Annotated in this window: 26 protein-coding genes; 17 read left to right on the top strand and 9 right to left on the bottom strand. The window is 71.1% G+C overall.

What is annotated here, in order from left to right; all coding sequences use genetic code 11:
- The first annotated feature begins 205 nt into the window (after window positions 1–205).
- Window positions 206–652 carry a DUF192 domain-containing protein gene (locus AC3A5K_RS16725; RefSeq protein ID WP_487618696.1) on the top strand — a complete coding sequence of 149 codons (447 nt, stop codon included), beginning with the start codon at window positions 206–208 and terminating at the stop codon, window positions 650–652.
- Window positions 653–712: 60 nt separating this feature from the next.
- On the top strand, window positions 713–1,558 hold the full coding sequence (locus AC3A5K_RS16720) for a SirB1 family protein (protein WP_487618695.1): 846 nt from the start codon (window positions 713–715) through the stop codon (window positions 1,556–1,558).
- A gap of 8 nt (window positions 1,559–1,566) precedes the next feature.
- Here the strand turns inward: AC3A5K_RS16720 and AC3A5K_RS16715 are convergent, their stop codons facing one another.
- Complete coding sequence (locus tag AC3A5K_RS16715) at window positions 1,567–1,758, bottom strand: rubredoxin (RefSeq protein WP_487618694.1); 192 nt, start codon at window positions 1,756–1,758, stop codon at window positions 1,567–1,569.
- Window positions 1,759–1,835: 77 nt separating this feature from the next.
- Between AC3A5K_RS16715 and thiE the strand changes: the two genes are divergently transcribed.
- Genes thiE through AC3A5K_RS16685 form a run of 6 tightly spaced genes read left to right on the top strand, consistent with a single transcriptional unit; the run spans window position 1,836 to window position 7,567 of the window.
- Window positions 1,836–2,465, top strand: a complete 630-nt coding sequence (gene thiE, locus AC3A5K_RS16710) for a thiamine phosphate synthase (protein WP_487618693.1) — start codon at window positions 1,836–1,838, stop codon at window positions 2,463–2,465.
- 23 nt (window positions 2,466–2,488) lie between these two features.
- Entirely contained in the window at window positions 2,489–3,781 is a 1,293-nt protein-coding gene (gene hemL, locus AC3A5K_RS16705; RefSeq protein WP_487618692.1) for a glutamate-1-semialdehyde 2,1-aminomutase, read from the top strand.
- Window positions 3,778–4,419 carry an HAD-IA family hydrolase gene (locus AC3A5K_RS16700; protein WP_487618691.1) on the top strand — a complete coding sequence of 214 codons (642 nt, stop codon included), beginning with the start codon at window positions 3,778–3,780 and terminating at the stop codon, window positions 4,417–4,419. Before hemL ends, AC3A5K_RS16700 begins: the two co-directional genes overlap by 4 nt.
- A gap of 57 nt (window positions 4,420–4,476) precedes the next feature.
- A complete protein-coding gene (locus AC3A5K_RS16695; RefSeq protein WP_487618690.1) occupies window positions 4,477–5,592 on the top strand; it encodes a type 1 glutamine amidotransferase domain-containing protein in 1,116 nt (371 codons plus the stop codon).
- A gap of 2 nt (window positions 5,593–5,594) precedes the next feature.
- Entirely contained in the window at window positions 5,595–6,284 is a 690-nt protein-coding gene (locus tag AC3A5K_RS16690; RefSeq protein WP_487618689.1) for a response regulator transcription factor, read from the top strand.
- On the top strand, window positions 6,281–7,567 hold the full coding sequence (locus tag AC3A5K_RS16685; protein ID WP_487618688.1) for a sensor histidine kinase: 1,287 nt from the start codon (window positions 6,281–6,283) through the stop codon (window positions 7,565–7,567). Before AC3A5K_RS16690 ends, AC3A5K_RS16685 begins: the two co-directional genes overlap by 4 nt.
- A 23-nt stretch (window positions 7,568–7,590) precedes the next feature.
- Here AC3A5K_RS16685 and AC3A5K_RS16680 read toward each other — a convergent pair whose 3' ends face one another.
- Together AC3A5K_RS16680 and AC3A5K_RS16675 are read right to left on the bottom strand one after the other, a co-directional pair.
- Window positions 7,591–8,073 carry an HIT family protein gene (locus AC3A5K_RS16680; RefSeq protein ID WP_487618687.1) on the bottom strand — a complete coding sequence of 161 codons (483 nt, stop codon included), beginning with the start codon at window positions 8,071–8,073 and terminating at the stop codon, window positions 7,591–7,593.
- Window positions 8,054–9,301, bottom strand: a complete 1,248-nt coding sequence (locus AC3A5K_RS16675; protein ID WP_487618686.1) for an acetylornithine transaminase — start codon at window positions 9,299–9,301, stop codon at window positions 8,054–8,056. Before AC3A5K_RS16675 ends, AC3A5K_RS16680 begins: the two co-directional genes overlap by 20 nt.
- Window positions 9,302–9,452: 151 nt before the next feature.
- On the opposite strand from AC3A5K_RS16675, the gene AC3A5K_RS16670 reads away from it, so the two are divergent.
- The 3 genes from AC3A5K_RS16670 (at window position 9,453) to rrtA (ending at window position 12,108) form a co-directional block, all read left to right on the top strand.
- Entirely contained in the window at window positions 9,453–10,577 is a 1,125-nt protein-coding gene (locus AC3A5K_RS16670; protein WP_487618685.1) for a trans-sulfuration enzyme family protein, read from the top strand.
- Window positions 10,578–10,697: 120 nt separating this feature from the next.
- Window positions 10,698–11,582 carry a rhombotarget lipoprotein gene (gene rhlP / locus AC3A5K_RS16665; protein WP_487618684.1) on the top strand — a complete coding sequence of 295 codons (885 nt, stop codon included), beginning with the start codon at window positions 10,698–10,700 and terminating at the stop codon, window positions 11,580–11,582.
- A gap of 16 nt (window positions 11,583–11,598) precedes the next feature.
- Window positions 11,599–12,108 carry a rhombosortase gene (gene rrtA / locus AC3A5K_RS16660; RefSeq protein WP_487618683.1) on the top strand — a complete coding sequence of 170 codons (510 nt, stop codon included), beginning with the start codon at window positions 11,599–11,601 and terminating at the stop codon, window positions 12,106–12,108.
- A gap of 10 nt (window positions 12,109–12,118) precedes the next feature.
- Here rrtA and AC3A5K_RS16655 read toward each other — a convergent pair whose 3' ends face one another.
- Window positions 12,119–12,937, bottom strand: coding sequence for an SDR family oxidoreductase (locus AC3A5K_RS16655; protein ID WP_487618682.1), 819 nt, complete (start codon window positions 12,935–12,937; stop codon window positions 12,119–12,121).
- Between the two features lie 105 nt (window positions 12,938–13,042).
- Between AC3A5K_RS16655 and AC3A5K_RS16650 the strand changes: the two genes are divergently transcribed.
- Window positions 13,043–13,765, top strand: coding sequence for a hypothetical protein (locus AC3A5K_RS16650; RefSeq protein ID WP_487618681.1), 723 nt, complete (start codon window positions 13,043–13,045; stop codon window positions 13,763–13,765).
- A 3-nt stretch (window positions 13,766–13,768) separates the two neighbouring features.
- Here the strand turns inward: AC3A5K_RS16650 and AC3A5K_RS16645 are convergent, their stop codons facing one another.
- Complete coding sequence (locus tag AC3A5K_RS16645) at window positions 13,769–14,449, bottom strand: protein kinase family protein (protein ID WP_487618680.1); 681 nt, start codon at window positions 14,447–14,449, stop codon at window positions 13,769–13,771.
- A gap of 96 nt (window positions 14,450–14,545) precedes the next feature.
- Here AC3A5K_RS16645 and AC3A5K_RS16640 point away from each other — a divergent pair, with 96 nt between their 5' ends.
- Window positions 14,546–16,558, top strand: a complete 2,013-nt coding sequence (locus AC3A5K_RS16640; RefSeq protein WP_487618679.1) for a bifunctional DedA family/phosphatase PAP2 family protein — start codon at window positions 14,546–14,548, stop codon at window positions 16,556–16,558.
- Here the strand turns inward: AC3A5K_RS16640 and AC3A5K_RS16635 are convergent.
- The 3 genes from AC3A5K_RS16635 to AC3A5K_RS16625 all read right to left on the bottom strand — a co-directional run bounded on the left by AC3A5K_RS16635 (window position 16,535) and on the right by AC3A5K_RS16625 (window position 19,310).
- Window positions 16,535–17,122 (bottom strand): LON peptidase substrate-binding domain-containing protein, encoded by a 588-nt coding sequence (locus tag AC3A5K_RS16635; RefSeq protein ID WP_487618678.1) that lies wholly within the window; start codon window positions 17,120–17,122, stop codon window positions 16,535–16,537. The genes AC3A5K_RS16640 and AC3A5K_RS16635 overlap by 24 nt on opposite strands.
- Window positions 17,123–17,150: 28 nt before the next feature.
- Entirely contained in the window at window positions 17,151–18,536 is a 1,386-nt protein-coding gene (gene mpl / locus AC3A5K_RS16630) for a UDP-N-acetylmuramate:L-alanyl-gamma-D-glutamyl-meso-diaminopimelate ligase (protein ID WP_487618677.1), read from the bottom strand.
- A 195-nt stretch (window positions 18,537–18,731) separates the two neighbouring features.
- Window positions 18,732–19,310, bottom strand: a complete 579-nt coding sequence (locus tag AC3A5K_RS16625; protein ID WP_487618676.1) for an adenylate kinase — start codon at window positions 19,308–19,310, stop codon at window positions 18,732–18,734.
- 119 nt (window positions 19,311–19,429) lie between these two features.
- Here AC3A5K_RS16625 and AC3A5K_RS16620 point away from each other — a divergent pair, with 119 nt between their 5' ends.
- From AC3A5K_RS16620 to AC3A5K_RS16605, 4 genes are all read left to right on the top strand, one after another.
- A complete protein-coding gene (locus AC3A5K_RS16620) occupies window positions 19,430–20,680 on the top strand; it encodes a 6-phosphofructokinase (protein ID WP_487618675.1) in 1,251 nt (416 codons plus the stop codon).
- Window positions 20,681–20,760: 80 nt separating this feature from the next.
- Window positions 20,761–21,573, top strand: a complete 813-nt coding sequence (gene mutM / locus AC3A5K_RS16615) for a bifunctional DNA-formamidopyrimidine glycosylase/DNA-(apurinic or apyrimidinic site) lyase (RefSeq protein ID WP_487618674.1) — start codon at window positions 20,761–20,763, stop codon at window positions 21,571–21,573.
- Between the two features lie 81 nt (window positions 21,574–21,654).
- Window positions 21,655–22,218, top strand: coding sequence for an ECF-type sigma factor (locus AC3A5K_RS16610; protein WP_487618673.1), 564 nt, complete (start codon window positions 21,655–21,657; stop codon window positions 22,216–22,218).
- Between the two features lie 13 nt (window positions 22,219–22,231).
- A complete protein-coding gene (locus AC3A5K_RS16605; protein ID WP_487618672.1) occupies window positions 22,232–25,045 on the top strand; it encodes a serine/threonine-protein kinase in 2,814 nt (937 codons plus the stop codon).
- Between the two features lie 3 nt (window positions 25,046–25,048).
- On the opposite strand, the gene AC3A5K_RS16600 is transcribed toward AC3A5K_RS16605, so the two are convergent.
- Window positions 25,049–25,672 carry a thymidine kinase gene (locus AC3A5K_RS16600; protein WP_487618671.1) on the bottom strand — a complete coding sequence of 208 codons (624 nt, stop codon included), beginning with the start codon at window positions 25,670–25,672 and terminating at the stop codon, window positions 25,049–25,051.
- Window positions 25,673–25,766: the final 94 nt, after the last annotated feature.

The following is a 25,766-nucleotide window of genomic DNA, read 5'->3' as shown; positions in this document are numbered from 1 at the left end:
TTTCGAGTCTGTCAACACCGCGTGAAGGCTGCTGTCGTTCTCGTCCCGCTTGGCCCGCCGCCCCGAAGAGCAGCCCGCCGTGCGGGGCGCGAATTATGCAGAGTTCGAACCGGTTTGCAAACCCCTTTGGCGCACATTGTTGACGCAGGCGACCGCCATGCGGAATGTGCGTGTCTCGCCCTTCCTTATTGTCCGGTGCACCGTCATGCGTATCGCCCGCTTCGCCCTGCTCTGCCTGCTGGCCGCCCTGCTACTTCCCGCCTGCGCCAGCGACCCCTGGGTCGAACTGGGCGGACACCGCTACAAGGTGGAGATCGCCGCGACCGATGAGGCACGGGCCCGCGGCCTGATGTTCCGCGATGCACTGGAGGCCGACCGCGGCATGTTGTTCGTCCACGACCGCGAAGAGCCGCAGGCCTACTGGATGAAGAACACCCGGATCGCGCTCGACATCCTTTATTTCGACGACGCCAGGCGCCTGGTGTCGCAGCAGCGCGACGTGCCGCCCTGCTCCGGCGGCAACCGGTGCCCGAGCTACCCCAGCAACGCGCCCGCGCGTTATGTACTGGAACTCAATGCCGGCGAGGCCGAGCGCATCGGCCTCAAGGACGGCGAGGCGCTGACCTTGTCGCCCGCCATCAAGCTGCCCTAATCCACGTCGCCCCCGCCGTGCGCGCTTGCGCGCGGCGGAGCGGCAGCGCAGGCTTCAATCATGGAACACGCCACGCCGCTTCCCGACTGGAATGCACTGGCCGGCCTCGACGACGATGCGCTGCCGCTGTTCGAGGTCGCCCTGCTGATCGCGCGGGACGAGTACCCGGCCCTCGACGCAGACCGCTACCGCGCCCACGTGCGCGGGCATGCCGAACATCTGCGTGTGGAGATCGACGCGATCGGCTCCAGTCCGTTGAAGATGCAGGCGATCAACCGGCATCTGTTCGAGGAGCTGGGCTACACCGGCGACCACGAGCGCTACTACGATCCGCGCAACAGCTATCTCAATGAGGTCTTCGACCGCCGTCTCGGCAATCCGATCTCGCTGGCCCTGGTGCAGATGGAAGTGGCGCGCCACCTGGGCGTGCCGCTCGACGGGATCTCGTTCCCCGGGCATTTCCTGGTCCGGCTGCCGGTCGAGGACGGCATGCTGGTCATGGACCCGTTCAACAGCGGCCGACCGCTCGATCTCGACGAACTGCGGACGCGCGCCCGACCGCACCTCGATGGCGACCTGCCCGACGACGACATGCTGTCGCGCATCCTGCATCCGGCCTCGCACCGGACGATGCTGATGCGCATGCTGCGCAATCTGCTGGGCGTGTACCGCGAGTCTGACGACTGGCCGCGCGTGGTCCGGTGTGCGGACCGCTTGCTGAAGCTGGCGCCCGATACCCGGGATGCGCTGCGCGACCGGGCACTCGGCTATGTGGCCCTGGGCCATCGCGATGGCGCGCGGCAGGATCTGAGCACCTACCTGATCCGCCACCCGGACGCCGATGATGCCGGCGAACTGCGCGCGCATCTGCTCCGGATCGGCGGCGCCGGACGCGCCGCCCATTAGAAGATGGCTTACAGCGCCATCATCTCGAAGTCGTCCTTGGTGACGCCGCAATCCGGACAAGTCCAGGTATCGGGCACGTCCGCCCAGAGGGTGCCCGGCGCGATGCCTTCATCGGGAATACCGACGGCCTCGTCGTAGATGAAACCGCAGACCACGCACATCCAGGTCTGGTATGCGGTCGGCGTCGTCGAATCGTTCATCGGATAATGGTCTGCATGCGGTATCGGGTGTGATGCCGCATTGTCCCATCGCGCACCCGCCACCGGAACCCACGCCGATGAACGCCGCCCTCTCTTCCGCCCCGCGCGGCCTGTACCTGCTCACGCCCGACGAATCCGATACCGCGCGCCTGCTGGCGCGTGTCGCGCCGGTGCTGCCGCATGCCACGTGGCTGCAGTACCGCAACAAGCAGGCCGATGCCGCCTTGCGCCGGACCCAGCTGCAGGCCCTGTTGCCGCTCTGCCGCGCGACCGGGGTCCCGTTGATCGTCAACGACGACTGGCGCCTGGCCGAAGCCCTGGGCGCCGATGGCGCGCATCTGGGCGAGGACGATGGCGCCCTGGCCGACGCCCGCGCGGCGCTGGGCCCGGACGCGATCCTCGGCGCGTCCTGCTACGACGATGCGACGCTCGCCCACCGCGCGGTCGACGCCGGCGCGAGCTATGTGGCATTCGGCGCCTTCTTTCCCTCGCCCACCAAGCCCGATGCACGCGTCGCGCCCAAGGCTCTGCTGCGCGATGCCACGCTGCCGCCGGTGCCCCGGGTGGCGATCGGCGGTATCACCCCGGACAATGCGCGCCAGCTTGCGGCGGCCGGTGCCGATCTGGTCGCCGTCATCAGCGGCGTCTTCGACGCCCGGCATCCTGCCGCTGCCGCCCGCGCGTATCGCGCGGCGTTCGGCCTCTAAACCTTCTTCTTTCTGGAGTCTCCATGGATACGTCCCGCTCGCATGCCCTGTTCGAACGCGCCCACACCCTGCTGCCGGGCGGCGTCAACTCGCCGGTGCGCGCGTTCAAGTCGGTCGGCGGCGAACCCTTTTTCGTGCAGCGCGCGGACGGCCCCTATCTGTTCGACGTCGACGGCAACCGCTACATCGATTACGTGGGCTCGTGGGGGCCGATGATCGTTGGCCACAACCATGCGAGCGTGCGCCAGGCGGTCAAGCGCGCGATCGGTGACGGCCTGTCGTTCGGCGCGCCGACCGAAGCGGAGATCACGATGGCCGAGCGCCTGACCGCGCTGGTGCCGTCGATGGAGATGGTGCGCATGGTCAACTCCGGCACCGAGGCCACGCTGTCGGCGATCCGCCTTGCGCGCGGCGCGACGGGACGCACCTGCATCGTCAAGTTCGAGGGCTGTTACCACGGCCACGGCGACTCGTTCCTGGTCAAGGCCGGCAGCGGCGCGCTGACACTCGGCGTGCCGACCTCGCCAGGCGTGCCCAAAGCGCTGGCCGATCTGACGCTGACCCTGCCCTACAACGATTTCGACGCGGCCACTGCGCTGTTCGATGAGGTGGGCGCAGGCATCGCCGGCCTGATCATCGAGCCCGTGGTCGGCAACGCCAATTGCCTGCCGCCGCGCGAAGGCTATCTGCAGCACCTGCGCGATCTGTGCACCCAGCACGGCGCGCTGCTGATCTTCGACGAGGTGATGACCGGCTTCCGCGTCGCGCTCGGCGGTGCGCAGGCGCGTTACGGCGTGACGCCGGATCTCAGCACCTTCGGCAAGATCATCGGCGGCGGCATGCCGGTCGGTGCCTACGGCGGACGCCGCGAGCTGATGGAGCAGATCGCGCCGGCCGGGCCGATCTACCAGGCCGGCACGCTGAGCGGCAATCCGGTCGCGATGGCCGCGGGCCTGGCGATGCTGGATCTGGTGTCGGCGCCCGGCTTCCACGATGCGCTCGAGGCCAGTTCGAACCTGCTGTGCGACGGTCTCGAAGCCGCGGCGCGCGATGCGGGCGTGCCGTTCACCACCACGCGCGTCGGCGGCATGTTCGGCCTGTTCTTCACCGACCAGCCCTACGTCGACACCTACGCACAGGCCGTCGCCTGCGATACCGCTGCGTTCAACCGCTTCTTCCACGCGATGCTCGAACGTGGCGTGTTCCTGGCGCCGTCGGCGTTCGAAGCCGGCTTCATGTCGTCGGCGCACGATGCTGCGGTGATCGAGGCGACCATCGCCGCCGCACGCGAGGCGTTCGCCGAACTCGCCGCATGACCCCACCGCCACTGCGGCTGGTGCTGTTCGATTTCGATGGCGTGCTGGCGCGCTATTCGCACGACACGCGCATGGCGGACCTCGCTCGCGTCGCCGGCTGCACGCCGGCGCGCGTGTCGGAGGTTTTGTTCGACTCGGGACTGGAGCGCGCCTACGACAGCGGTGCGCTCGATACAGCGGCCTATCTGCAGCAGCTGGGCGCAGGTCTTGGTTGCACCATCGATGCGGACATCTGGATCAGTGCGCGCATCGCCGGGACACAGGCGGACCCGATCGCACTGGAACTCGTCGCGTCGGTCGCATCCCGGGTGCAGGTCGGCGTGCTGACCAACAACGGCGCGTTGATGCTGGATGCGATCCCCCGCATCGTCGCGCCGCTGTTCCCGATGCTCGAAGGCCGCGTGCTGTGCAGCGGCGTTCTTGGCGTCCGCAAACCGGACCGCGCGATCTTCGACCACGCGCTCGCGCATTTCGACGTGCGCGCGCAGGAGACGCTGTTCGTCGATGACCTGTTCGTCAACGTGCAAGGCGCACGCGCGGCGGGCCTGCACGCCGACACGGTGGGCGATGCGCGGTCGATGCGGATGGTGCTGCGGCGTTACGGCGTGCTGCCCACCGGTCGCGGCGCCGCGGTTTGAAATCTGCTTGATCCCGCAGCGGGATGCTGTCTCCGGTCATCCCAATCCGGAGTTCCCATGCGACATCCCTTCGTGTCCTGTGTACTGGTCGCCACGCTGTGCCTCACGCCCGCGCTGTCCCGGGCCGCCGACACCGTCCTGATCGTGCTCAGCGGCGAAGGCCGCGATGCCGGCAAGACCCGTCCCGGTTACGAGTTCGACGAACTGTCCCAGGCCTGGCTGATCTTCAAGGCCAATGGCCTCGCGGTCGAGGTCGCCAGTCCGCAGGGCGGCGCGGTGGAAGCGGATGCTTACAACGCGGAAGAGCCCTTCAATGCCGCGTTGCTGGCCGATGCGGACGCGATGCGTCAACTGACCGGTACCCGCCGCACCGACGCGCTGGACGCGGGCGACTACGCCGCCGTCTATGTGGTCGGCGGCAAAGGCGCGATGTTCGATCTGCCGCGCGATGCCGCCCTGCAACAGCTGATCGCCAATGCCTGGGACAACGGTGCGGTGATCGCTGCGGTCTGCCACGGGCCGGCGGCGCTGGTCGACGTGCGTCTGTCCGATGGCGCGCCGCTGCTCGCCGGGCGTCGCATGACCGGCTTCAGCAATGAAGAGGAAGCCGTCTTCGGCAAGAAGTGGGCCGCTGAATTCCCGTGGCAGCTTGAAGATGCGGCGCGGGCGCGTGGTGCGCTCTGGGACGAAGCGCCGCTGATGATGCCGAAGCTCGTCGTCGATGGACGCCTGATCACCGGCCAGAACCCCTACTCGACCACCGCCGTGGCCGAGGCGATCGTGCGCGGGCTGGGACGCACACCGTTGGCCCGCACGCCCTGGCGCGACGAGGCGAGCATGACGCTGGTGGAACAGCTGCGCGCTGGCGATGTGGCCGGCGCGCGTGCGGCGCTGGCGGCATCGCCCGCGCGCTATCACCCGGAACTGATCGGCATCCTCGGCTATTACCAGGCCCAGGCTGCCGGTGACGATGCAGTGGCGCTGCGCCCCGCGCTGCAGACGATGCAGTTGGCGCTGCCGCACATGGACGAACCGCGGCTGACGCTGGCCGCCGCCGACGCGTACCTGCGTCTGGGCGAGCGCGCGGAAGCCCGGCGTCTGGTACTCCAGGTACTGGAAGCGGCTCCGGGAATGGAACAGGCTGAGGCCCTCCTGCAACGCATCGACGGCTGACGATGGACACGCCCGCCCCACGCATTCTGGTGATCGAGGACAACCCGGTGCTGCGGGCCAATCTCGACGCGATGTTCGTCGAACACGGCATCCATGCGGACTTCGCCGCCGACGGTCTCAGCGGGCTGCAGGCTGCCCTGTCGGCGCCGCCCGATGTGCTGGTGCTGGATCTGGGCCTGCCGGGGCTGGACGGCCTGCGCGTGTGCGAACGCCTGCGCGCGCAGGCGGATCGTCATGTGCCGGTACTGATGCTGACGGCGCGCGATGCGCTGGACGACAAGCTGCTCGGCTTCCGCAGCGGCGCCGACGACTATCTGGTCAAACCGTTCGCCGCGGCCGAACTGCTGGCGCGGTGCCTGGCACTGTCGCAGCGCCACCGTGCCGGCACGACGCACGTGCTGCGCATCGGCAGTCTCAGCATCGACCGCCGCAGCGGCCTGGCCCAGCGCGCGGGCCGCACGCTGGATCTGCAGCACACCGCGCAGCACCTGCTGCTGGCACTGGCGGAGGCGTGGCCGCGTACCTTGACCCGCAGCGAACTGATCGAGCGCGTCTGGGGCGAATCACCGCCGGAATCCGGCCCGCTGCGCACGCACCTCTATCTGTTGCGGCGTGCGCTGGACGGACCCGCCGACACGCCGATGCTCAAGACCGTGCACGGCATCGGCTTCCGCCTCGAGGCCGACACATGAGCGCAGCGTCCCGGCGCCATCGTCTGCGCGACCGGTTGATGCTGGCCTTCTCCGGCTTCGCCCTGCTGGTCGCCCTGCTCTACGGGTTCTATGTGGTGCTGTTCGTCTATCTGGTGGAAGACGCGGTCTTCCAGGGCCTGCTCGAAGACGAGGCTGCGGCGCAGCTGGCACACCATGCCGAAACCGGCGGCTGGACGGCACCGGCGCTGCGGTTCGTCACCTTGCATGTCGATCCCGCCACATTCCCCGACGCGCTCGGCGCGCGCCTGGCCGAGTCGCCGTGGCGTCGCGAGTTCCCCGGCGAGGCCGGTCGCCACTACCACCTGCAGGCGCTGGAGCCGGCGGGCGCCGCAGCGCCGGCGTGGTTGCTGGCGGAAGTCAGCCAGCAACTCGTGGTGCGGCCGATGCGGGGCGGCATCGCGCAGTGGCTGGGCTGGTCGGGACTGGCGGTGACGCTGCTGGCCTTGCTGCTCGGCGCGTGGCTGGCGCGGCGCATGACCGCGCCGCTGTCGCGCCTCGCAGCCCTCGTCGACGATGCCAAACCCACGCACTTGCCGGCCGGATTCGCGGATGGATTTCCGGACAACGAGGTGGGCACGCTCGCGCGCGGACTGGAACGCCTGATCGGGCGCGTCGATGCGTTCGTGGTGCGCGAACGCGAGTTCACCCGCGATGCCAGCCACGAACTGCGCACACCGCTGGCGGTGATCCGCAGCGCCTGCGAACGGCTCGGCGCCCGGACCGATCTGGGCCTCGACGCGCAACGGCAACTCGAACACGTCCGCCAGTCGGCGCAGCAACTCGAACGCACGGTCGCGGCATTGCTGGCGCTGGCGCGCGAGGACGGCACAGAGACCGCGACCGACAGTGCGTTGCTGCCGGTGCTGGAACGCGTGATCGTCGACCAGGCGCCGCTGCTCGACGGGCGCGATGTGTCGATCCGTGTCGACGTGCCGGACGCGACACAGACCCGGTTGCCGGCGACAGTGCTGCACATCGTGCTCTCGAATCTCGTCGGCAACGCCTTCATCCATGGCGCCGCCGGCGAGGTCGTCATCGATATCGATGCGGGCTGTCTGCGCATCGCCAATATGGGCGCGTGGCCGGGCGACGCGGCGTTCCAGCCGTTCGTCAAAGGCGACGCCAGCGCAGGTGTCGGACTGGGCCTCGCGATCGTCCGCCGCCTCTGCGCACGGCACCGGATCGCGCTGCGTTTCGAGAGCGACGGCGTCGCGACGGTAGTCCGCCTCGCACTCGCGCCGTCCGACGACGCGGTGCGCTGAGACGGATCAAGTCGACTGCGCGATCAATCGCCGGATCTACATTCCGCCCGGGACGCCTGCAAGGCCTCGCGCAAGCGTCCGGCCCAGACATCGAGCGTCTCCCGCCCGGTCGGCGCAGGCGGCTGCGGTCCCGGATAGATCCGCAGCAAGCCGTCGCCCGCCATCCGCGGTTGCACGTGCAGATGCACGTGCGGGACTTCCTGCCCACCGGCGGCGCGATTGGATTGCCACAGGTTGAGGCCGTCGGGTGCGAAGACCGCTTCGGCCGCGCGTGCGATGCGGACCGCGATCCGCATCAGCTGCGCGGCGGTGTCTTCGTCCAGGTCGAACAGCGTGTCGACGTGCCGGCGCGGCACCACGAGCACGTGCCCGGGCACCGCCTGGCGCAGATCCATGAAGGCGATGACCTGATCGTCTTCGTGGACGAAACTCGCGGGCAGTTTGCCCGCGAGGATCGCGCAGAACGCGCAGCTGTCCGCGGTGGTCTCAGCCGGCGGCGACGGCATCGACGATCGCCGCACGCAGGCGCGTCAGGCCGTCGGCGATGTCGGCATCGGTGATGTTCAACGCCGGCACGAACCGCAGCACATCGGGGCCGGCCTGCAGCATCAGCAGGCCGTGGCGCGCGGCGTGGTCGAGGATCGTCGCGGCCTTGCCGGCATGCTCGGGACGCAGCACGGCGCCGAGCATCAGGCCGCGGCCGCGGACTTCGGAAAACAAACCGAACTCGGCATCGAGCGCGGCGAGGCCGTCGCGCAGCGCGCGCGACTGGCGTTCGACGTTGGCGGCGATGTCCTTTGATGCCAGCTTGCGCAACGCAACGCGCGCGACCGCTGCGGCGAGCGGATTGCCGCCGAATGTAGTGCCGTGATCGCCGAACTGCATGGCCTCGGCAACTTTCGGGCCGGCCAGCAGGGCGCCGATCGGAAAGCCACCACCGAGCGCCTTGGCCAGCGTGACGATGTCGGGGACGACGCCGTCCTGCGGATGCGCGAACAGCGTGCCGGTGCGGCCCATGCCGCACTGGATTTCGTCGAGCACCAGCAGCGCCTCATGGCGGTCGCACAGCGCGCGCACCGCGGCCAGATAGCCGTCGGCGGCGGGCATCACGCCGCCCTCGCCCTGCACGGGTTCGAGCATCACCGCGGCGACGTCGCCATCGGCCATTGCGGCTTCGAGCTGGGCGATGTCGTTGAAGTCGACATAGCGGAAGCCGCCGGGCAGCGGCTCGTAGCCGGCCTGATACTTCGGTTGCGCGGTCGCGGTGACCGCGGCCAGCGTGCGGCCGTGGAAGCTGCCGCGCGCGGTCACGATGACGCGACGGTCCGGGCTGCGGCCCTGCGCGGTGGCCCACTTGCGCACGAGCTTGATCGCGGCCTCGTTGGCTTCGGCGCCCGAATTGCACAGGAAGGTGCGCGTGGCGAAACCGCTGGCCTCGACCAGTTCGGCCGCCAGCCGCAGCGGCGGTTCGCTGAAGAACACGTTGCTGGTGTGCCAGAGCTTGCCGGCCTGTTCAACCAGTGCGGCAACGAGATCGGGATCGTTGTGGCCGAGGCCGCAGACGGCGATGCCCGCCGACAGGTCGACGTACTCGCGACCCTCGCTGTCCCAGACGCGCGCGCCATCGCCGCGCTCGAGCACGAGCTCGCGTGGCCGGTAGACGGGCAGCACGTGGCGCTGGGCGAGGGCGATGAGGTCGGCGGCGGCGCCGGCGTGCGGCGTGGGGGCATTCATGGCGTGGGGAGTTCCGTCGGAAGCGCGGGCGGGTGCCGGCGCGTCCATTATCGGACCCGCGCGCCGGTGCCGCCATCGCGGCGCGCACGTCGCTCGGCCGCAGCCGCCTAGAATCGACGATTCGTCCCTCGATCCACGCCCGGAGCGCTGCATGTCCCGCATCGAGACCCTCGCCGCCCGCGCCGGCAGCCGGCCCGACCCCACCAGCGGTGCCCTGTCGGTGCCCCTGCAGCTGGCCACGACCTACGAACACACGCCCGACGGCCAGCTGCCGCAAGGCTGGCTGTACCAGCGCTACGACAATCCCACCCAGCACGAGACCGAGCAGGCGCTGGCCGCGCTGGACGGCGCCGCGCGCGCGTTGCTGTTTCCGACCGGCATGGCCGCCGGCGCGACCGCGCTGCAGGCCCTGCCGGTGGGCAGCCACGTCGTGCTGTGCGACGACAGCTATTTCTCGTTCCGCGCTTTGGCGATGCAGCAGTTCCCGCGCTGGGGACTGACCTGGAGCCTGGCCGACTTCACCGATGCCGATGCCGTGCGCGCCGCGCTGCGTCCGGAGACCCGCCTGCTGTGGGCCGAGACGCCGTCCAACCCGCTGCTCAAGGTCTGCGACATCGCGATGCTGGCCGACATCGCCCATACCGCCGGCGCGCAACTGCTGGTCGACGGCACCTTCGCGCCGCCGGTGCTGCAGCAGCCGTTGGCGCTGGGCGCGGACATCGTCCTGCACTCGGCGACCAAGTATCTCGGCGGCCATGGCGACGTGATGGGCGGCGTGCTGGCCTTCCGCGAGGACGGCGCGCATGCGGCCGACTGCCACGGACTGCGCCTGCTGGCCGGCGCGACCGCGTCGCCGTTCGCGGCCTGGATGATCCTGCGCGGCGTGCGCACCCTGCCGGCCCGCATGGCCTGGCATTGCGCGAATGCGATGCAGATCGCCACGCGGCTGGCCGCGCATCCGCGCGTGTCGCGCGTGCATTACCCCGGCCTGCCGCAGCACCCGCAGCACGCGGTGGCCGCGGCGCAGATGCACGACTTCGGCGGCATGCTGTCGTTCGAGGTCGAGGGCGGCGAAGCGGCGGCGCTGGCCGTGGCCGGACGCCTGCGGCTGTTCACCAATGCGACCTCGCTGGGCTCGACCGAATCGCTGGTCGAACACCGGGCGTCGATCGAAGGGCCGACGTCGACCACGCCGCGCGGTCTGTTGCGTCTGTCGGTGGGCCTGGAGCATGTGCAGGATCTGCTGGACGATCTGGCGCAGGCGCTCGACGCCTGATCCCTGCGGGCCCGGCGGACGGCGCCATGCGGCCTGCACCGGTGCCGGCGCCTGGCAGGCCCGGCTATAGTCCCGCCGGTCGTCGCCGGACGACCTCCGGACACAAGGACCCGCATGGACATGCACAGCAACGTTTCCACCGCCCGCCGCATCGCGCGCGCCGCCGCCCTCGCCCTCGCCCTCACGCTGCTCGCCCTGGCCGGCTGCGCCTCGTTCTTCGACGGCCCGACCCACCGCGCCGGCGTCTCCAGCAGCGTGGTGGATTACCTGTATCCGCCGGGCACCAAGTTCGAAGCCGCGCAGGAAGGCGTGCCCGAGGTGCGGCTGCCGGCGCGCGTGGGCCTGATGTTCGTGCCGTCGACGCGCGATCCGGTCGGCCTGACCGCGGCCGATCGTCAGCAGCTGCTGGTGAAGGTGCGCGACACCTTCAAGGCGCAGCCCTTCATCGACCGCATCGAGATCATTCCCGACACCTATCTGCGCAGCCGCGGCGGCTTCGACAACCTCGAGCAGATCGCCCGCCTGCAGGGTCTGGACATCGTGGCGCTGGTCTCCTACGACCAGGTCGCCGACACCGGCGAGACCGCGGCGTCGTTCCTGTACTGGACCATCATCGGCGCCTACACCGTGCCGGCCACGCGCAACCAGGTCAGCACCTTCGTCGAGACGACGGTGTTCCATGTCGCTTCGCGCACCCTGCTGCTGCGCGCGCCCGGCCAGGACCAGCGCGACGCCGGCTCGACCGCGATCCGCGTCGGCGACACCCGCGAGCGTCTGGGCCGCGAGGGCTTCCAGGCGGCCATGGACGACATGAGCACGAATCTGGACGTGGCGATCGCGGACTTCAGCACGCGCGTGCGCGAAGAAGGCCAGGTCAGGCTGGTGGATCGCCAGTCGGGCGGCAGCTGGCGCGGCCGCGGCGGCGGCGGCAGCCTCGGCCTGTGGGAACTCGGCGCGCTGCTCGGCGCACTGGCGCTGCTGCTGGCGGCGCGACGTCGGGGCTGAGTCGCTGACCGCGACCGTGTCGCCGTCCACGCTGCAGGCTTCGCTGTTCGACGCCCTGGTGCTGGACCGCGACGCGGTATTCGGCGGTCAGCTGTGGCGGCTGTGGAGCGGCCACTGGGTGCATCTGGACCTGCGCCATGCCGCGATCAATCTGGTTGCGCTGGCACTGCTGGCGCTGATCGCCGCGCGCATGCGGCAACTGCGCCCGCTGCTGGCCGCGTCGCTGCTGATGATGCCGCTGAGTGCGGCTGGGCTGCTGCTCGCCGTGCCCGAGCTGCAGTGGTACGCCGGTCTGTCCGGCCTGCTGCATGGCTGGGCCGCGTGGCTGCTGCTGCGCCAGGGCGGCGGCGTGGCGCTGGTGAGTGCGGCGCTGCTGGCCGGCAAGCTCCTCTGGGAACAGGTCGCGCCGGCCGCGGACGGCGCCGCGTTTCCGGTGATCCATGCCGCCCACCTGGCCGGCGCGCTCGTCGGCGCGGCACTGGCGCTGCCCGGTGCGCTGCGCCGACGACGCCTGCGCACGCGCTGAGACGCTGCGCTCAGTCGAGGAACAGGTCCGGCAGCAGCGGCTGGTCCGGATCGATCGCATACCCCGACAGATCGTCGACGCCGGCCTCGGCCAGCACCTCGTCGTCGATCAGGAAGCGGCCGTGGAAGCCCGCGGCCTCGCGCACGAGCACCGCATGCGCGGCGTCGCCCATGATCGTGGGGCTGCGGCCGTTGCCGCGCTCGACACCGGGAATCATGTTCAGCGCGTCGGTGCCGATCAGCGTGCGCGGCCACAGCGCATTGACCGCGACGCCCTGCGGTCCGAATTCCGCCGCCAGCCCCAGCGTGACGAAGCTCATGCCCATCTTCGCCAGCGTGTAGCCGGTATGCGGCGCCCACCATTTGGGATCGAGCGAGGGCGGCGGACACAGGGTGAGGATGTGCGGGTTCTGCGCCTTCAGCAGATGCGGCAGGCAGGCCTGCGCGCACAGGAAGCTGCCGCGGGCGTTGACCTCCTGCATCAGGTCGAAGCGCTTCATCGGGGTGTCCAGCGTGCCGCGCAGCCAGATCGCACTGGCGTTGTTGACCAGGATGTCGATGCCGCCGAAGGCGTCGACCGTCGCCGCGACCGCGGCGCGCACCTGGTCTTCCTCGCGGATGTCGCAGCGGATCGGCAGCGCGCGTCCGCCCGCGGCTTCGACCGCGCGCGCGGCGCTGTGGATCGTGCCGGGCAGCTTGGGATTGGCGACCTCGGACTTGGCGGCGATCGTGATATTGGCGCCATCGCGCGCGGCGCGTTCGGCGATCGCCAGACCGATGCCACGCGAGGCGCCGGTGATGAAGAGGGTCTTGCCGGCGAGGGTCGACATGCGGACATCCTGCAGCGTCATGGGCCGCCGATTATGCGCGCCGGGTCCGGACCTTCGCCCGCCGCGGCGCGATACTGGCCGCCTTGCCCGCCGCAGGATCCGCAGATGCGCCACCTTGCCGCCCTCGCGCTGTTCGCCCTGACCCTGGCCGCCTGCGATGCCGCGCCGCCGGCCGCCGTGTCTGCATCTGCTGCGGAGACGCAGCCATCGCCGCCCGCCGATGCGCCGCCACCGGCGCCTGTGCCCGACGACCTCGCCGCCGCAGCCGATGGCGACGTCATCGTCAGCGCGAAGTCCGTCTGGCAGGGCGATGTCGCGGCCTGTCGTACGGCGAGCGCCCCGATCGACGACTGCCTGCTGTCGACGATGCGCGCCGCAGACGCATCGCCCGAGGCCCTTGCGGCCAGCGCGCGTCTGATCGCGCTGGGCAATCCCGGCCACGTCAGCGGTTGGCGCGAGATCGACGGCATCGGTATCGCGGAGATCACCTATCCGTTCCGCGCCAACACCAACCAGGGCCAGTGGCTGGTCGATGCCGACGGTCGCGCGGTGGATGTCGACGAGAACGTGCTGCCCGCGGGCGCGGTGCGTCTGCGCGGCGAACTCGAGCCCTTCCTCGACGCGCATCCCGATGCGCTGCCGTTCGCCCCGGCGCAGGCGGTCGGCCGCGACGCGCTGCCCGACGGCGGCCTGCGCCTGCGCTTCGATGTGCCGATGCGCCGCTGCCATGCCTGCGCGGATATCGGCACGCTGGAACTCGGTTACGACTTCGACGCGGACCGTCGTTACCAGGGCCGCAGCATCATCGCCCTGCGCGACGCCGACTGAGCCTCAGGGCTTGGGCCCCTGGCCCTCGTTGTCTTCCCACTTGAGGATCTTCCGCGTGACCACGCGGTAGACCGGCTTGCCGGTGCGGAACCAGACGTCGCGCAGCCACGAGGTGCGCTTGAGCACGCGCTTCTCCACCGGCGTCAGCGACGCGCGGCAGTACATGCGCTTGTGCTTGAGCAGATGGCGCAGATCCTCGCGCGCCAGCAGGCGCATCCAGCGCGAGCGTGGATCGCCGCGCACCGCGAGCTGGAAATCGATGATCGCCGGGCGCCCGTCGTCGAGCACCAGCCAGTTGGCTTCCTTGGCCAGATCGTTGTGGGCGACGCCGCGCCGGTGCAGCGCCTGCAGCAGGCGACGCGCGCGGCGGAAATACGACAGGTCGCCATGCGGCGGCCGCTGGTACATCGCCGCGCCGGACATGTAGCTGCGATCGAGCCGGCGCCCGTCCCAGCCCAGCAGCTGCGGCACGTCGATCAGGCCGGACACGGCTTCGAGCCCACGCGCCTCGCGCCGGGCGAGCCACCACGCGGGCAGGCGCAGCCACAGCGGCACGTGACGCAGGTCGCGGCGTACGAAGCGGACGCCGTCGGCGCCGCGCATCAGCGCGATGCGGCCGAAGCTGTCGGCCTTCAGCGCTTCGAGTTCGGTCGCGCCGTCGGCGCGGGGGTCGGTACGGGACATCGGCCGCATTGTACGGACCCGATGCGCGGTTAACGCCAGCCGCCCGCGCCCCGTGCCTGCAACGGTCGTGACCCGCTGCGCTGCCATAATGGCGCGATGCTCAGCGATTTCTTCAACAGCCTGGTCACGTGGGTGGGCAACCACCCGGTCGCCGCCGGCATCGTGATCTTCCTCATCGCATTCTGCGATTCGGTGATCATCCTCGGCGCGATCGTGCCGGCGCTTCCGATCCTGTTCGCGATCGGCGTGCTCATCGGACTGGGCGAGATCTCCGGCCCCTACGCGGTGGCCTGCGCCGCACTCGGCGCGATGGCCGGCGACGGCCTGAGCTACTGGGTGGGGCATCGCTGGGGCCACGGCCTGCGCAACATCTGGCCCTTCAGCAAGTATCCGCAGCTGCTCGATCGCAGCGAAGCGGTGTTCCGGCGCAATGCGATCAAGAGCATCCTGGTCGCGCGCTACGTCGGCCCCATCCGGCCGTTCGTGCCCGCGATCGCCGGCATCGCGCACATGCCGATGCGCCAGTACCTGCCGATCAGCCTGGCCGCCTGCGTGTCCTGGGCCGCGCTGTTCCTGGCGCCGGGCTGGCTGTTCGGCGCGTCCTACGATGCGGTGGCGGCGGTCGCGGACCGGCTGGCGATCGTGCTGGGCGCGCTGGTCGTGGTGCTGGCGCTGGCCTGGGCGATCGTCATCTACACCTACCGCTGGTTCGACCAGCACGCCAACAGCCTGCTCGCCCGGCTGCTGGCCTGGAGCAGCGCGCATCCCCGGCTGGGCCGGTATGCAGTGGCGCTGGTGGATCCGCGGCGGCCGGAATCGGCGTCGCTGGCGATCCTCGCGGTCTGCCTCCTGGCCATCGGCTGGGCCTGCTTCGGGCTGCTGGCCACGGTGATCATGCGCGGCGAGCCGCTGCTGATCGATCTGACCGTCTTCCAGTTCATGTACGAACTGCGCAACCCGCTGGCCGACCGGATGATGGCCGGGCTGGCATCGATCGGCGACGTCCACGTGCTGGCACCCGCCGTCGGGCTGACGCTGGTCTGGCTGATCTGGCGCAGGCGCTGGCTGGGCGCCGCGCACTGGCTGGCGGCGATCGCGTTCGGCATGGCACTGACCGCACTGCTGGGCGCGGTGATCGACATGCCCAAGCCGCCCACCGTGCATGGCGGCTTCGGCTTCCCCGCGGTCGAGATCACGCTGTCGACGATCGTGTTCGGCTTCTTCGCGGTGCTGATCGCGCGCGAGCTGCCGGGTCGCTCGCGGGTGTGGCCATATCTGGTGGCCGGTGTGATCGTCGCGGTGCTGGGCTTCGCCCGGCTGTATCTGGGCGCGCACTGGCTGAGCGACATCGTGGGCGGCATGTTGCTGGGCATCGTGTGGCTGCTGGTGCTGGGCATCGCCTACCGCCGCCACGTGGAGCGCTCGTTCTGGATGCGCCCGGTGGCGTTGGTCTTCTACATCAGCTTCGCGGTCGCGGCGCTGTGGCATGCGCCGCGCGCGGTGGATCCGCTGCTGGCCAAGTTCGCGCCGCGCCCGGACAAGGTCAGCATGACCGAAGCCGACTGGTGGGACCGCGACTGGACCCGGGTGCCGGGGCAGTTGCGCGAACGCGATCCCGCCCATCGCTGGCCGCTGGACCTGCAGATCGCCGGCCCGCTGGCACCGTTGAAGGCGCAGCTCGAAGCCCGCGGCTGGACGGTGCAGCCGCAGGCGGACTGGATGGACATGATCAACCTGCTCGACGACGACGTTGCGCCGGTCGAACAGACCCTGCTGCCGGCCACGCTGGATGCCGTTGCCGAAACCCTGCTGATGCGTCGCGACGCGGGCGAAGGCGGGCTCGAGGTGCTGCGCCTGTGGCGCGCGCCGGTGGAACTCGACAGCGGCGAACCGCTGTGGGTCGGCACCAGCCAGTCGATGCGCTATACGCGCCACTTCGGCGTGTTCGGCCTGTGGCAGCCGCAGCCCGATGCGCACGGCGTGCATCGCGGCCTGCGCGAGGTGCTGGATGCGTTCGCACCGCGCGAGGACGTGCATCCGCAGTCGGGCGTGCCGACCTTGCGGCTGCGCTCGACGACCGCCGGCTCAGTCGTCGTCGACCAGCCGTAGCAGCAGTTCCAGGCGCTCGTCCGGATCGTCGAGCTGCAGGAGTTGCTGCCGCTTGGGCGGTTCCAGCGGCAGCAACTCGGCCAGGCGCCAGCCCACCCAGGCGGCGTCGTCGAAATGCGGCTCGGGGAACACCTGGTCGGCGCCGTCGATCTGTTCGAGGATCTTGCGCAGCACGACGCCCAGCAGGGCGTGCTCGGGCTGCAGATCGACCACCGGATCGGGCGCACGCCAGGCGACGTCGGCCATCACCAGGCCGTTGTCGCGCACCCGCGTGCGCTGGACCTGGAACCGTCGCGCGCCGCGCACGCGCAGCGCCAGCAGGCCGTCGCCGCCGATGTCGAAATCTTCAATGAGCGCTTCGGTGCCGAAGCCGGCCGATGTCGCCGGCGCGCCGACCTCGCCGCCGTCGAGGATCAGGCTGATGCCGAAGCCGCTGCCGCGACGGCCGCATTCGCGGACCAGATCGAGATAACGCGGCTCGAACACGCGCAGGCCGAGCGCCGCGCCGGGCACCAGCACGGTGCGCAGCGGAAACAACGGCAGATGGTCGACGTCGGCAGACACGCGGGGCAGTGTACGCAGCCGGGTGTGCTCAGGCGTCGAGACGCGCGAGGAAGCGGCGCGGCGCACCGTCGAACCCGCCGTTCGACATGAACACCACATGGTCGCCGTCGCCGGCCACCGCATCGAGCGTGTCGAGCAGCGCGTCCACGTCGGCCGCCGCATGCGCGTCGCCGCGCACGGCGCCGATCACGCGGCCCGCGTCCCAGGCCAGTTCCGGGCGCTGCAGGAACACCACCGCATCGGCCAGGTCCAGCGACGGCGCGAGTGCATCGGCGTGCGCACCCAGACGCATCGAATTGCTGCGCGGTTCCATCGCCACGACGATCCGCGCATCGCCGACCTTCGCCCGCAGGCCGGCCAGCGTGGTCGCGATCGCGGTCGGGTGGTGGGCGAAGTCGTCGTACACGGTGACGCCGCGCGCCTGGCCCAGCCATTCGAGCCGGCGCTTGACGCTGCGGAAGCGGGCGAGCGCCGGCAGCACGCCGGCCACGTCGACGCCCACCGCCGCGCAGGCGGCGATCGCGGCCAGTGCGTTGAGGACATTGTGGTCGCCGACCAGCGGCCATTCGACGACGCCCAGTTCGGTGCCGCGATGGCGCACGCGGAACACGCTGCCGTCGTCCGACAGGCGCTCGGCGCTCCAGTCGAAGCCGGCGTCGAAGCCGAAACGCTCGACCGGCGTCCACGCGCCCATGTCCAGCACGGCGTCGAGGTGCGCGTCGTGGCCGTTGACGATCAGCCGGCCCCGGCCCGGCACCGTGCGCACCAGATGGTGGAACTGGCGCTGGATCGCGGCGACGTCGGGAAAGATATCGGCGTGGTCGAACTCGAGATTGTTGAGGATCGCCACCGTCGGCCGGTAATGGACGAACTTGCTGCGCTTGTCGAAGAACGCGGTGTCGTATTCATCGGCTTCGACGACAAACGGGATGCGCGAGCCGGCCTCCGGCGCCAGGCCGTCGCCGCCCAGGCGCGCCGACACGCCGAAATCCTCGGCGACGCCGCCGATCAGGAAGCCCGGCGCGCGGCCGGCGGCTTCGAGCAGGAACGCGAGGATCGTCGTCGTCGTGGTCTTGCCGTGCGTGCCGGCGACCGCCAGCACCTCACGGCCGGGCAGCACGTGGTCGCGCAGCCATTCGGCGCCCGAGGTGTAGGCACGGCCGGCGTCGAGTACCGCCTCGACCGCGGCATTGCCGCGCGACAGTGCGTTGCCGATCACCACCTGGTCGACATCGGCGCCGATGTGCGCCGGCGCGTAGCCGGTGTGCAGGGCGATGCCGAGCTGCTCGAGCTGGGTCGACATCGGCGGGTAGACGGCCTGGTCGCTGCCCTCGACCGCATGGCCGAGTTCGCGCGCCAGTGCCGCAACGCCGCCCATGAAGGTGCCGGCGATGCCGAGGATGTGGAGTTTCACGGTGCGGACTTCCCGGCGATTGGAGTGACCTCGTCGCACGCACGCATCCGGCACCCGTCACGCCCGCGCAGGCGGGGATCGATGGACCGGGAGCCGATGGGCGGACGCTTCTGGATGACCCGTGCTGCGGCTGTCGATGCAGCAGTCGTCGCCTGCGCGGGCGCGCTGTCGCGCGCGCCGGACAGGCGGCGACGGTCAGGCCGCCGCTTCCTTCGGACCGATCGCCTTGACGATGCGATCGAACACCGCGTCCAGCGAACCCACGCCGTCGACGACGGTCAGCTGGTCGTGGTCGCGGTAGAACGCGATCACCGGCGCGGTCTGCTGGTCGTAGACGTTGAGGCGATGACGCACGGAATCCGGGCTGTCGTCGGCGCGGCCTTCGGCCTGCGCTCGGCCGGCCAGGCGGGCGATGATCTGCTCGTTGTCGACTTCCAGCTGCACCGCCGCATCGAAGGGCGTGCCCAGCTTCTGCAGCAGCGCGTCGAGCGCGGCGGCCTGGGCGAGGTTGCGCGGATAGCCGTCGAGGATGAAGCCGGCGCGGGTGTCGTCGCGCGAGAAGCGCTCTTCCAGCATGCCCAGCAGCACGTCGTCCGGCAGCAGGTCGCCCCGCGCCATGATCGCCTTGGCCTCCAGGCCCAGCGGCGTACCGGCGGCCACTTCGGCGCGCAACAGGTCACCGGTGGAGATGTGCGGCACCTTCAGGTGCTCTTTCAGACGTGTCGCCTGCGTGCCCTTGCCCGAACCGGGCGCACCGAGAAGAACCAGACGCATCGAACGCTCCTGCCTTGTGTGGGAAACCGCCCGGACCGCCGGCGTAGACTGCCTGACGGGGCGGCGAACAGCCGCATCAGCTTACCGTATCCCGCCAGGACCCACCGACGGAGACCACGATGCCAACCCTGCTCTACGCCCAGTCCGGCGGCGTGACCGCCGTCATCAACGCCACCGCCTCGGCGGTGCTGCAGGAAGCGCGCAGCCACCGGATCCAGGTCCTGGCGGCGCGCAATGGCGTGCTCGGCGCGCTGCGCGAGGACCTGGTGGATGCCTCGAAACTGCCGCTGGCGACCGTGCGCGCGCTGGCACATACGCCCGGCGGCGCGTTCGGTTCCTGCCGCTACAAACTGAAGTCGATCGAGGCCGACCGCGAGAAGTACGCGCGCCTGATCGAGGTGCTGCGCGCGCACGACGTGCGCTGGTTCCTCTACAACGGCGGCAACGATTCGGCCGACACCGCGCTCAAGGTCTCGCAGCTGGCGGCGGAGTTCGACTACCCGCTGACCTGCATCGGCGTGCCGAAGACGATCGACAACGATCTGGCCGTCACCGACTGCTGCCCGGGCTTCGGCTCGGCGGCGAAATACACCGCGGTGTCGGTGCGCGAGGCGGCGCTCGACGTCGCGGCGATGGCCGACACCTCGACCAAGGTCTTCGTCTACGAGGCCATGGGCCGGCATGCCGGCTGGCTGGCGGCGGCCGCGGGCCTCGCCGGGCAGGGCCCGGACGACGCGCCGCAGATCATCCTGTTTCCCGAGCGCGCTTATGACGAGGCCGCGTTCCTCGCCCGGGTGCGTCAGGTCGTCGAGCGCGTGGGCTGGTGCGTAGTCGTGGCCAGCGAAGGCATTCGTGATGCGGACGGGCGCTTCGTCGCCGATGCCGGCGGCGGCACGGATGCGTTCGGCCATACCCAGCTCGGCGGCGTCGCCTCGCAGCTCGCAGGCCGGGTCAAGGACGCGCTGGGCTACAAGGTCCACTGGACGCTGCCCGACTACCTGCAGCGCTCCGCCCGCCACATCGCCTCGAAGACCGATCTCGACCAGGCGATGGCCGTGGGCCGGGCCGCGGTGCGCTTCGCGCTCGATGGCCGCAACGCGACCATGCCGGTGATCCGGCGCACCGGCGACGCGCCCTACCGCTGGACGGTCGAGGCCGCGCCGCTGCACAAGGTGGCCAACCACGAGAAGACCATGCCGGCCGGCTTCATCCGCCGCGACGGCTTCGGCATCACCGCAGCCGCGCGGCGCTATCTGGAGCCGCTGATCCGCGGCGAGGCGCCGCCGCCCTACGGGCGCGACGGCTTGCCGAAGTACGTGACCCTCGACGCACCGGCGGTGCCGAAGCGTCTGCCGCCGTGGGCGGACTGAACGCCGCCGCGTTCAGCGCCGCGCATTGAATCCGCGGCGCGCCCCCCGATAACGGGGGGCTCCCCTCTGTCGCCGGCCCGATGCCCGAACTGCCCGAAGTCGAGACCACCCGCGCCGGCCTGGCGCCGCACCTGATCGGACGGACGGTCGCCGCGGTCACGCTGCGACGCCCCGACCTGCGCTGGCCGATCCCGCCCGAGGTCGCGGCCCTGCTGCCCGGCCAGCGCATCGAGGCGATCCGCCGGCGCGCCAAGTACCTGCTGCTCGACACTGCCGCCGGCAGCGCGCTGCTGCACCTCGGCATGTCGGGCAGCCTGCGCGTGCTGGCGCCGGACGTGCCGGTGCGCACACACGATCATGTCGACATCGCGCTCGACTCCGGCCAGGTGCTGCGCTTCAACGATCCCCGCCGCTTCGGCTGCCTGCTGTGGCAGCCCGTCGACACGATGCATCCGCTGCTGGCCGCGCTGGGGCCCGAGCCGCTGGATGCCGGTTTCGACGGCGCCTACCTGTTCGCCGCCAGCCGCGGCCGGCGCGCGCCGGTCAAGGCGTTCCTGATGGATCAGCGCATCGTGGTCGGCGTGGGCAACATCTACGTGGCCGAAGCGCTGTACGCGGCCGGCATCTCGCCGCTGCGCGAGGCGGGCCGGATCTCGCGCGAACGCTACGTGCGGCTGGCCGCGGAGATCCGCCGGATCCTGGCCTACGCCATCGGCCGCGGCGGCACGACGCTGCGCGACTTCATCAGCCCCGACGGCGCGCCGGGCTACTTCGAGCAGGAGCTGTCGGCCTACGGCCGCGGCGGCCAGCCCTGCCCGGGCTGCGGCACGCCCTTGCGGCAGGCCGCGATCGCCCAGCGCACCACGGTCTGGTGCCCGCGCTGCCAGCGCTGACACCCCCGCCGGACCCAGCCTCCGCAGGCACGCGTCGGCCCGCGCAACGCGCGCTATAGTCGGCTCCGGATGGGGGACGCCATGACGACCGGCACCGACATCACCCTATGGCTGGATGCCGCGCGCGGCGGTGATCGCGATGCGCTCGATCGCGTGCTGTCCACGCTCTATCACGAGCTGCACCAGATGGCCCGTCGCCAGCTGGTCGGGCGTCACGGCATGACCCTGGACGCCACCGCCCTGGTCCACGAGGCCTATCTGAAACTGGCCGGCCGCCAGGACGCGCGCTTCAACGACCGCGGGCATTTCTTCGCCTATGCCGCCTCGGCGATGCGCAGCGTGGTCGTCGACTACGCCCGCCAGCGTCTGGCGCAGAAGCGCGGCGGCAACCTGCACCGCGTGACCGAACTGCCCGACAACGTCGACAGCGGCCTGCGCCTGGACGAGGACACGCTGGCGCTGGATAACGCGCTGACCCGATTGGCGGCCGTCGACGCGCGGCTCGCGCAGGTGGTCGAGCTGCGCTATTTCGCCGGCCTGTCGGAACTGGAGATCGCCGCGCTGCTGGAGCGCTCCGAGCGCAGCATCCGCCGCGACTGGCAGAAGGCGCGGATGTACCTGCTGGCTTCGCTGCAGGCCGACTGACCGCCCCCGGCCCATGGACGCGGCGCACTGGCAACGGCTGTCCCCGGCGCTCGACCGGCTGCTCGATCTCGAACCGGACGCACGCGCCGCGCACCTGCAGGCGATCCGCGACACCGATCCCGCACTGGCGGACGCCCTGTCGTCGCTGCTGGCGCTGGATGCCGAGGGCGGCGACTTCCTCGACGACCCCATCGTCGCCGCGCTGGCCGGCGCGCGCGCCGGCACCCGCATCGGACCGTGGGCGCTCGAGCGGATGCTGGGCGAAGGCGGCATGGGCCAGGTCTGGCTGGCCTGGCGAGCCGATGGTCTGTACGAGCGCCGCGTCGCGCTGAAACTGCTGCGCCCCGGCCTGGCCGACCCGGACCTGCGCCTGCGCTTCACCCGCGAGCGCCAGATCCTGGCGCGGCTGGAACACCCGCACATCGCGCACCTGCTCGACGCCGGCGTCGACGCCTCGCAGCAGCCCTACCTCGCGCTGGACTATGTCGACGGCGCCCCGATCACCGACTGGTGCCAGGCGCGCGCGTGGCCGGTGCCCGGACGCATCCGCCTGTTCCTGCAGGTCTGCGCCGCGGTCAGCCATGCGCACGCCAGCCTGATCGTGCACCTGGACCTGAAGCCGTCGAACATCCTGGTGACCGACGAGGGCCACGTCCGGCTGCTCGACTTCGGCATCGCCAAGCTGATCGACACCGACCACGCGCCCGAGCAGACGCGCGAAGGCCGGCGCGCCTTCACCCTGCACTACGCCGCGCCCGAACAGGTGCGCGGCGAGCCGGTCACCACGATGACCGACATCTACGCGCTGGGCGTCGTGCTGCACGCGCTGCTGTCGGGCGGGCGCCCCTACCGCGCGACGCACGACACCGCGGCGGCCTGGGAGCAGGCGATCCTCGATGCCGAACCGGTGCGGCCCTCGCTGACCCTGCAGCGCGAAGGCGCCGCACTCGACCCGGCACTGGGCCCGGCGCAGCGTCGACGCCTGGTGCGCACGATCAGCGGCGACCTCGACAACATCGTGCTGCGTGCGCTGGCCAAGCGCCCCGAGGACCGCTATCCCTCGGTCGAGGCGATGGCCCTGGACCTGCGCCGCTGGCTGGACGGCAAACCCGTCCAGGCCCGTCCGCAGCGGCTGGGCTATCGGATCCGCAAGTACGCGCTGCGCCACCGCTGGGCGCTGACCAGCGCGGCTGCCGTGGTGCTGACCCTCGTCGGCGCGCTGGGCGCGGTGAGCTGGCAGGCTGGCCAGGCGATCGGCGAGTCGGCGCGCGCGCAGGCGATGCAGGATTTCGTCATCGGCCTGTTCGAGCACACCGGCGCCACGCCCGGCACCGCGTCGCTGGACGTGCGCGACCTGCTGGAGGCCGGCGTGCAGCGCGGCGATGCGGAACTCGCACGCCAGCCCCTGGCCCGCGCCGAGCTCTACGGCGTGATCGCGCGGCTGCGACTGGGCCTCGGTGATTACGAACCTGCGCTGGCCTTGCTGCAGCGCCAGCAGGCGCTGCTGGCGCCACTCGACTCCGTGCCCGTCAGCCTGCGGCTGCAGTCGGCGAGCGACCACGCGCGCGCGCTGCGCATGCTCGGCCGGCTGCCGGACTGCATCGCCCACGCCAGCCAGGAACGCGCGCTCGCCCATCGGCGCGAACAGGCCTTTCCGCGCCAGGCGGCCGAGCTCTACACCCAGCTCGGCCGCTGCCACCGCGACCAGGGCGATCTGGCCGGCGCGCGGCGGCTGTTCGACGCCGCACTCGCCCTGCGCCAGGGCCGTCACGACGCCGGCACCGTCGAAAGCCTGGCCGATCTGGCCTCGCTGCACAGCGCCAGCGGCGACGTGCCGCGCGCGCTGGCGGCCGTGGATATCGCACTGGCCCGGCTGCACGCCCGCCTCGGCCCCCGCCATCCGCTGGCGATCGATCTGCTGCGTACGCGCTGCGCCCTGCTGCGTACCCGGGGCGACACGCGCGCTGCCGAGGCCAGCTGCACGGCTGCGCTGTCGCTGGCCCTGGACCTGTCCGGCCCGGCGCATCCGGCCACGCTGGATGCCCGCCGCCAGCTGGCGGCACTGCATGTCGACCAGGGGCGGTACGCCGAGGCCGACGCCGAATTCCGAGATGCGCTGGAGCGCACCGTTGCCCGCCTGGGGCCTGCGCATGCGGATGTCGGACGCATCCACAACAGCTTGGGCATCGTGGCCTGGGAGCGCGGCGACACCGCCACCGCGCTGGCGGAACTCGCCCGCTGCGTCGAGATCTGGCGCGCGTCGAGTCCCGCCGGCATGCTCGCCGACGGCCTGTTCAACCACGCGCTGGTGCTGCAGTCGGCCGGCCGCGGCGCGGAGGCCCGGCCGCTGCTGGTCGAGGCGCTGGCCCTGCGCCGGGCGCGCTACGGCACGCGCCATGGCCTGATCGGCGACACCCTGCGGCTGCTCGGCGAGGTCGAGGCCGGCGATGGCGATGCGCACCGCGCGCGGACCTGGCTGGCCGAGGCGCTCGCGATTACGCGCGCCGCCTATGGCGAGTCCCACCCGGCCACCCAGCGCGCGCTGCTGGCGCTGACGCGCTTCGACGCCGGACGCGGCGATGCGGACGCACTCACCCGGCTCGATGCGCTGGCGCGCGCCCCGGCCGGCGATACCGAAACCCGGAAGCTCGCCTGGCTGGCGCGCGCCTATGCCGCATCGCTGCGCTGCGGGCGCGGTGACGATGCCCGCGCGGACTTCCGGGCGCTTGCCGGCCAGCTGCGCGAGGCGCGGCCCGAAGGCGGCGTGCTGGTGCGCGAGATCGAGGCCGCCGGTCGCGGCTGCGCGATGCGGCTCGCGCGCCGCTGAGGCTCAGCCCAGCGGCAACGGCGGCTGCGACGGCTCGATCCGGCCCTCGCCGCGCACGATCCGCTTGAACTCGGCGCGGCTGACCGACACGTAGCGTTCGTTGCCGCCGATCTCTACCTGCGGCCCGTCCTGCACCGCATAGCCCTGGTCGTCGACGCGCACGGTCATCGTCGCCTTCTTGCCGGAGTGGCAGATCGTCTTGATCTCGGTCAGTTCGTCGGCCCAGGCCAGCAGGTGCTGGCTGCCCTCGAACAGCTCGCCGCGGAAATCCGTGCGCAGGCCGTAGCAGAGCACCGGGATACGCAGGGCGTCGACCACTTCCGACAGCTGCCAGACCTGGGCGCGGGACAGGAACTGCGCCTCGTCCACCAGCACGCAGTGCAGGCCGGCGTCCGATGCGACCAGCGCGCGCACGCAGGCGAGCAGATCGTCGGCGCGGTCGAAGGCGTGCGCCTCCGACGACAGGCCGATCCGCGAGGCGACCCGGCCGACGCCGGCGCGATGGTCCAGCCGCGGCGTCAGGATCGCCACCCGCATTCCGCGCTCGCGGTAGTTGTGCGCGCTCTGCAGCAGCGTCGTGGTCTTGCCGGCGTTCATTGCCGAGTAATAGAAATAGAGCTTGGCCATCGCGGAATTCTAGCGTCGCGACCGCGCGCCGGTCGCGCGTGGCGCGCGGTGTGGCCGATCGACGCGGCCCGCAACGGCCTCGGGATCGACGCCG

The organism is Luteimonas sp. Soil_C_5, from assembly GCF_057656615.1.
This window is presented reverse-complemented; position numbering and strand designations above follow the sequence as displayed.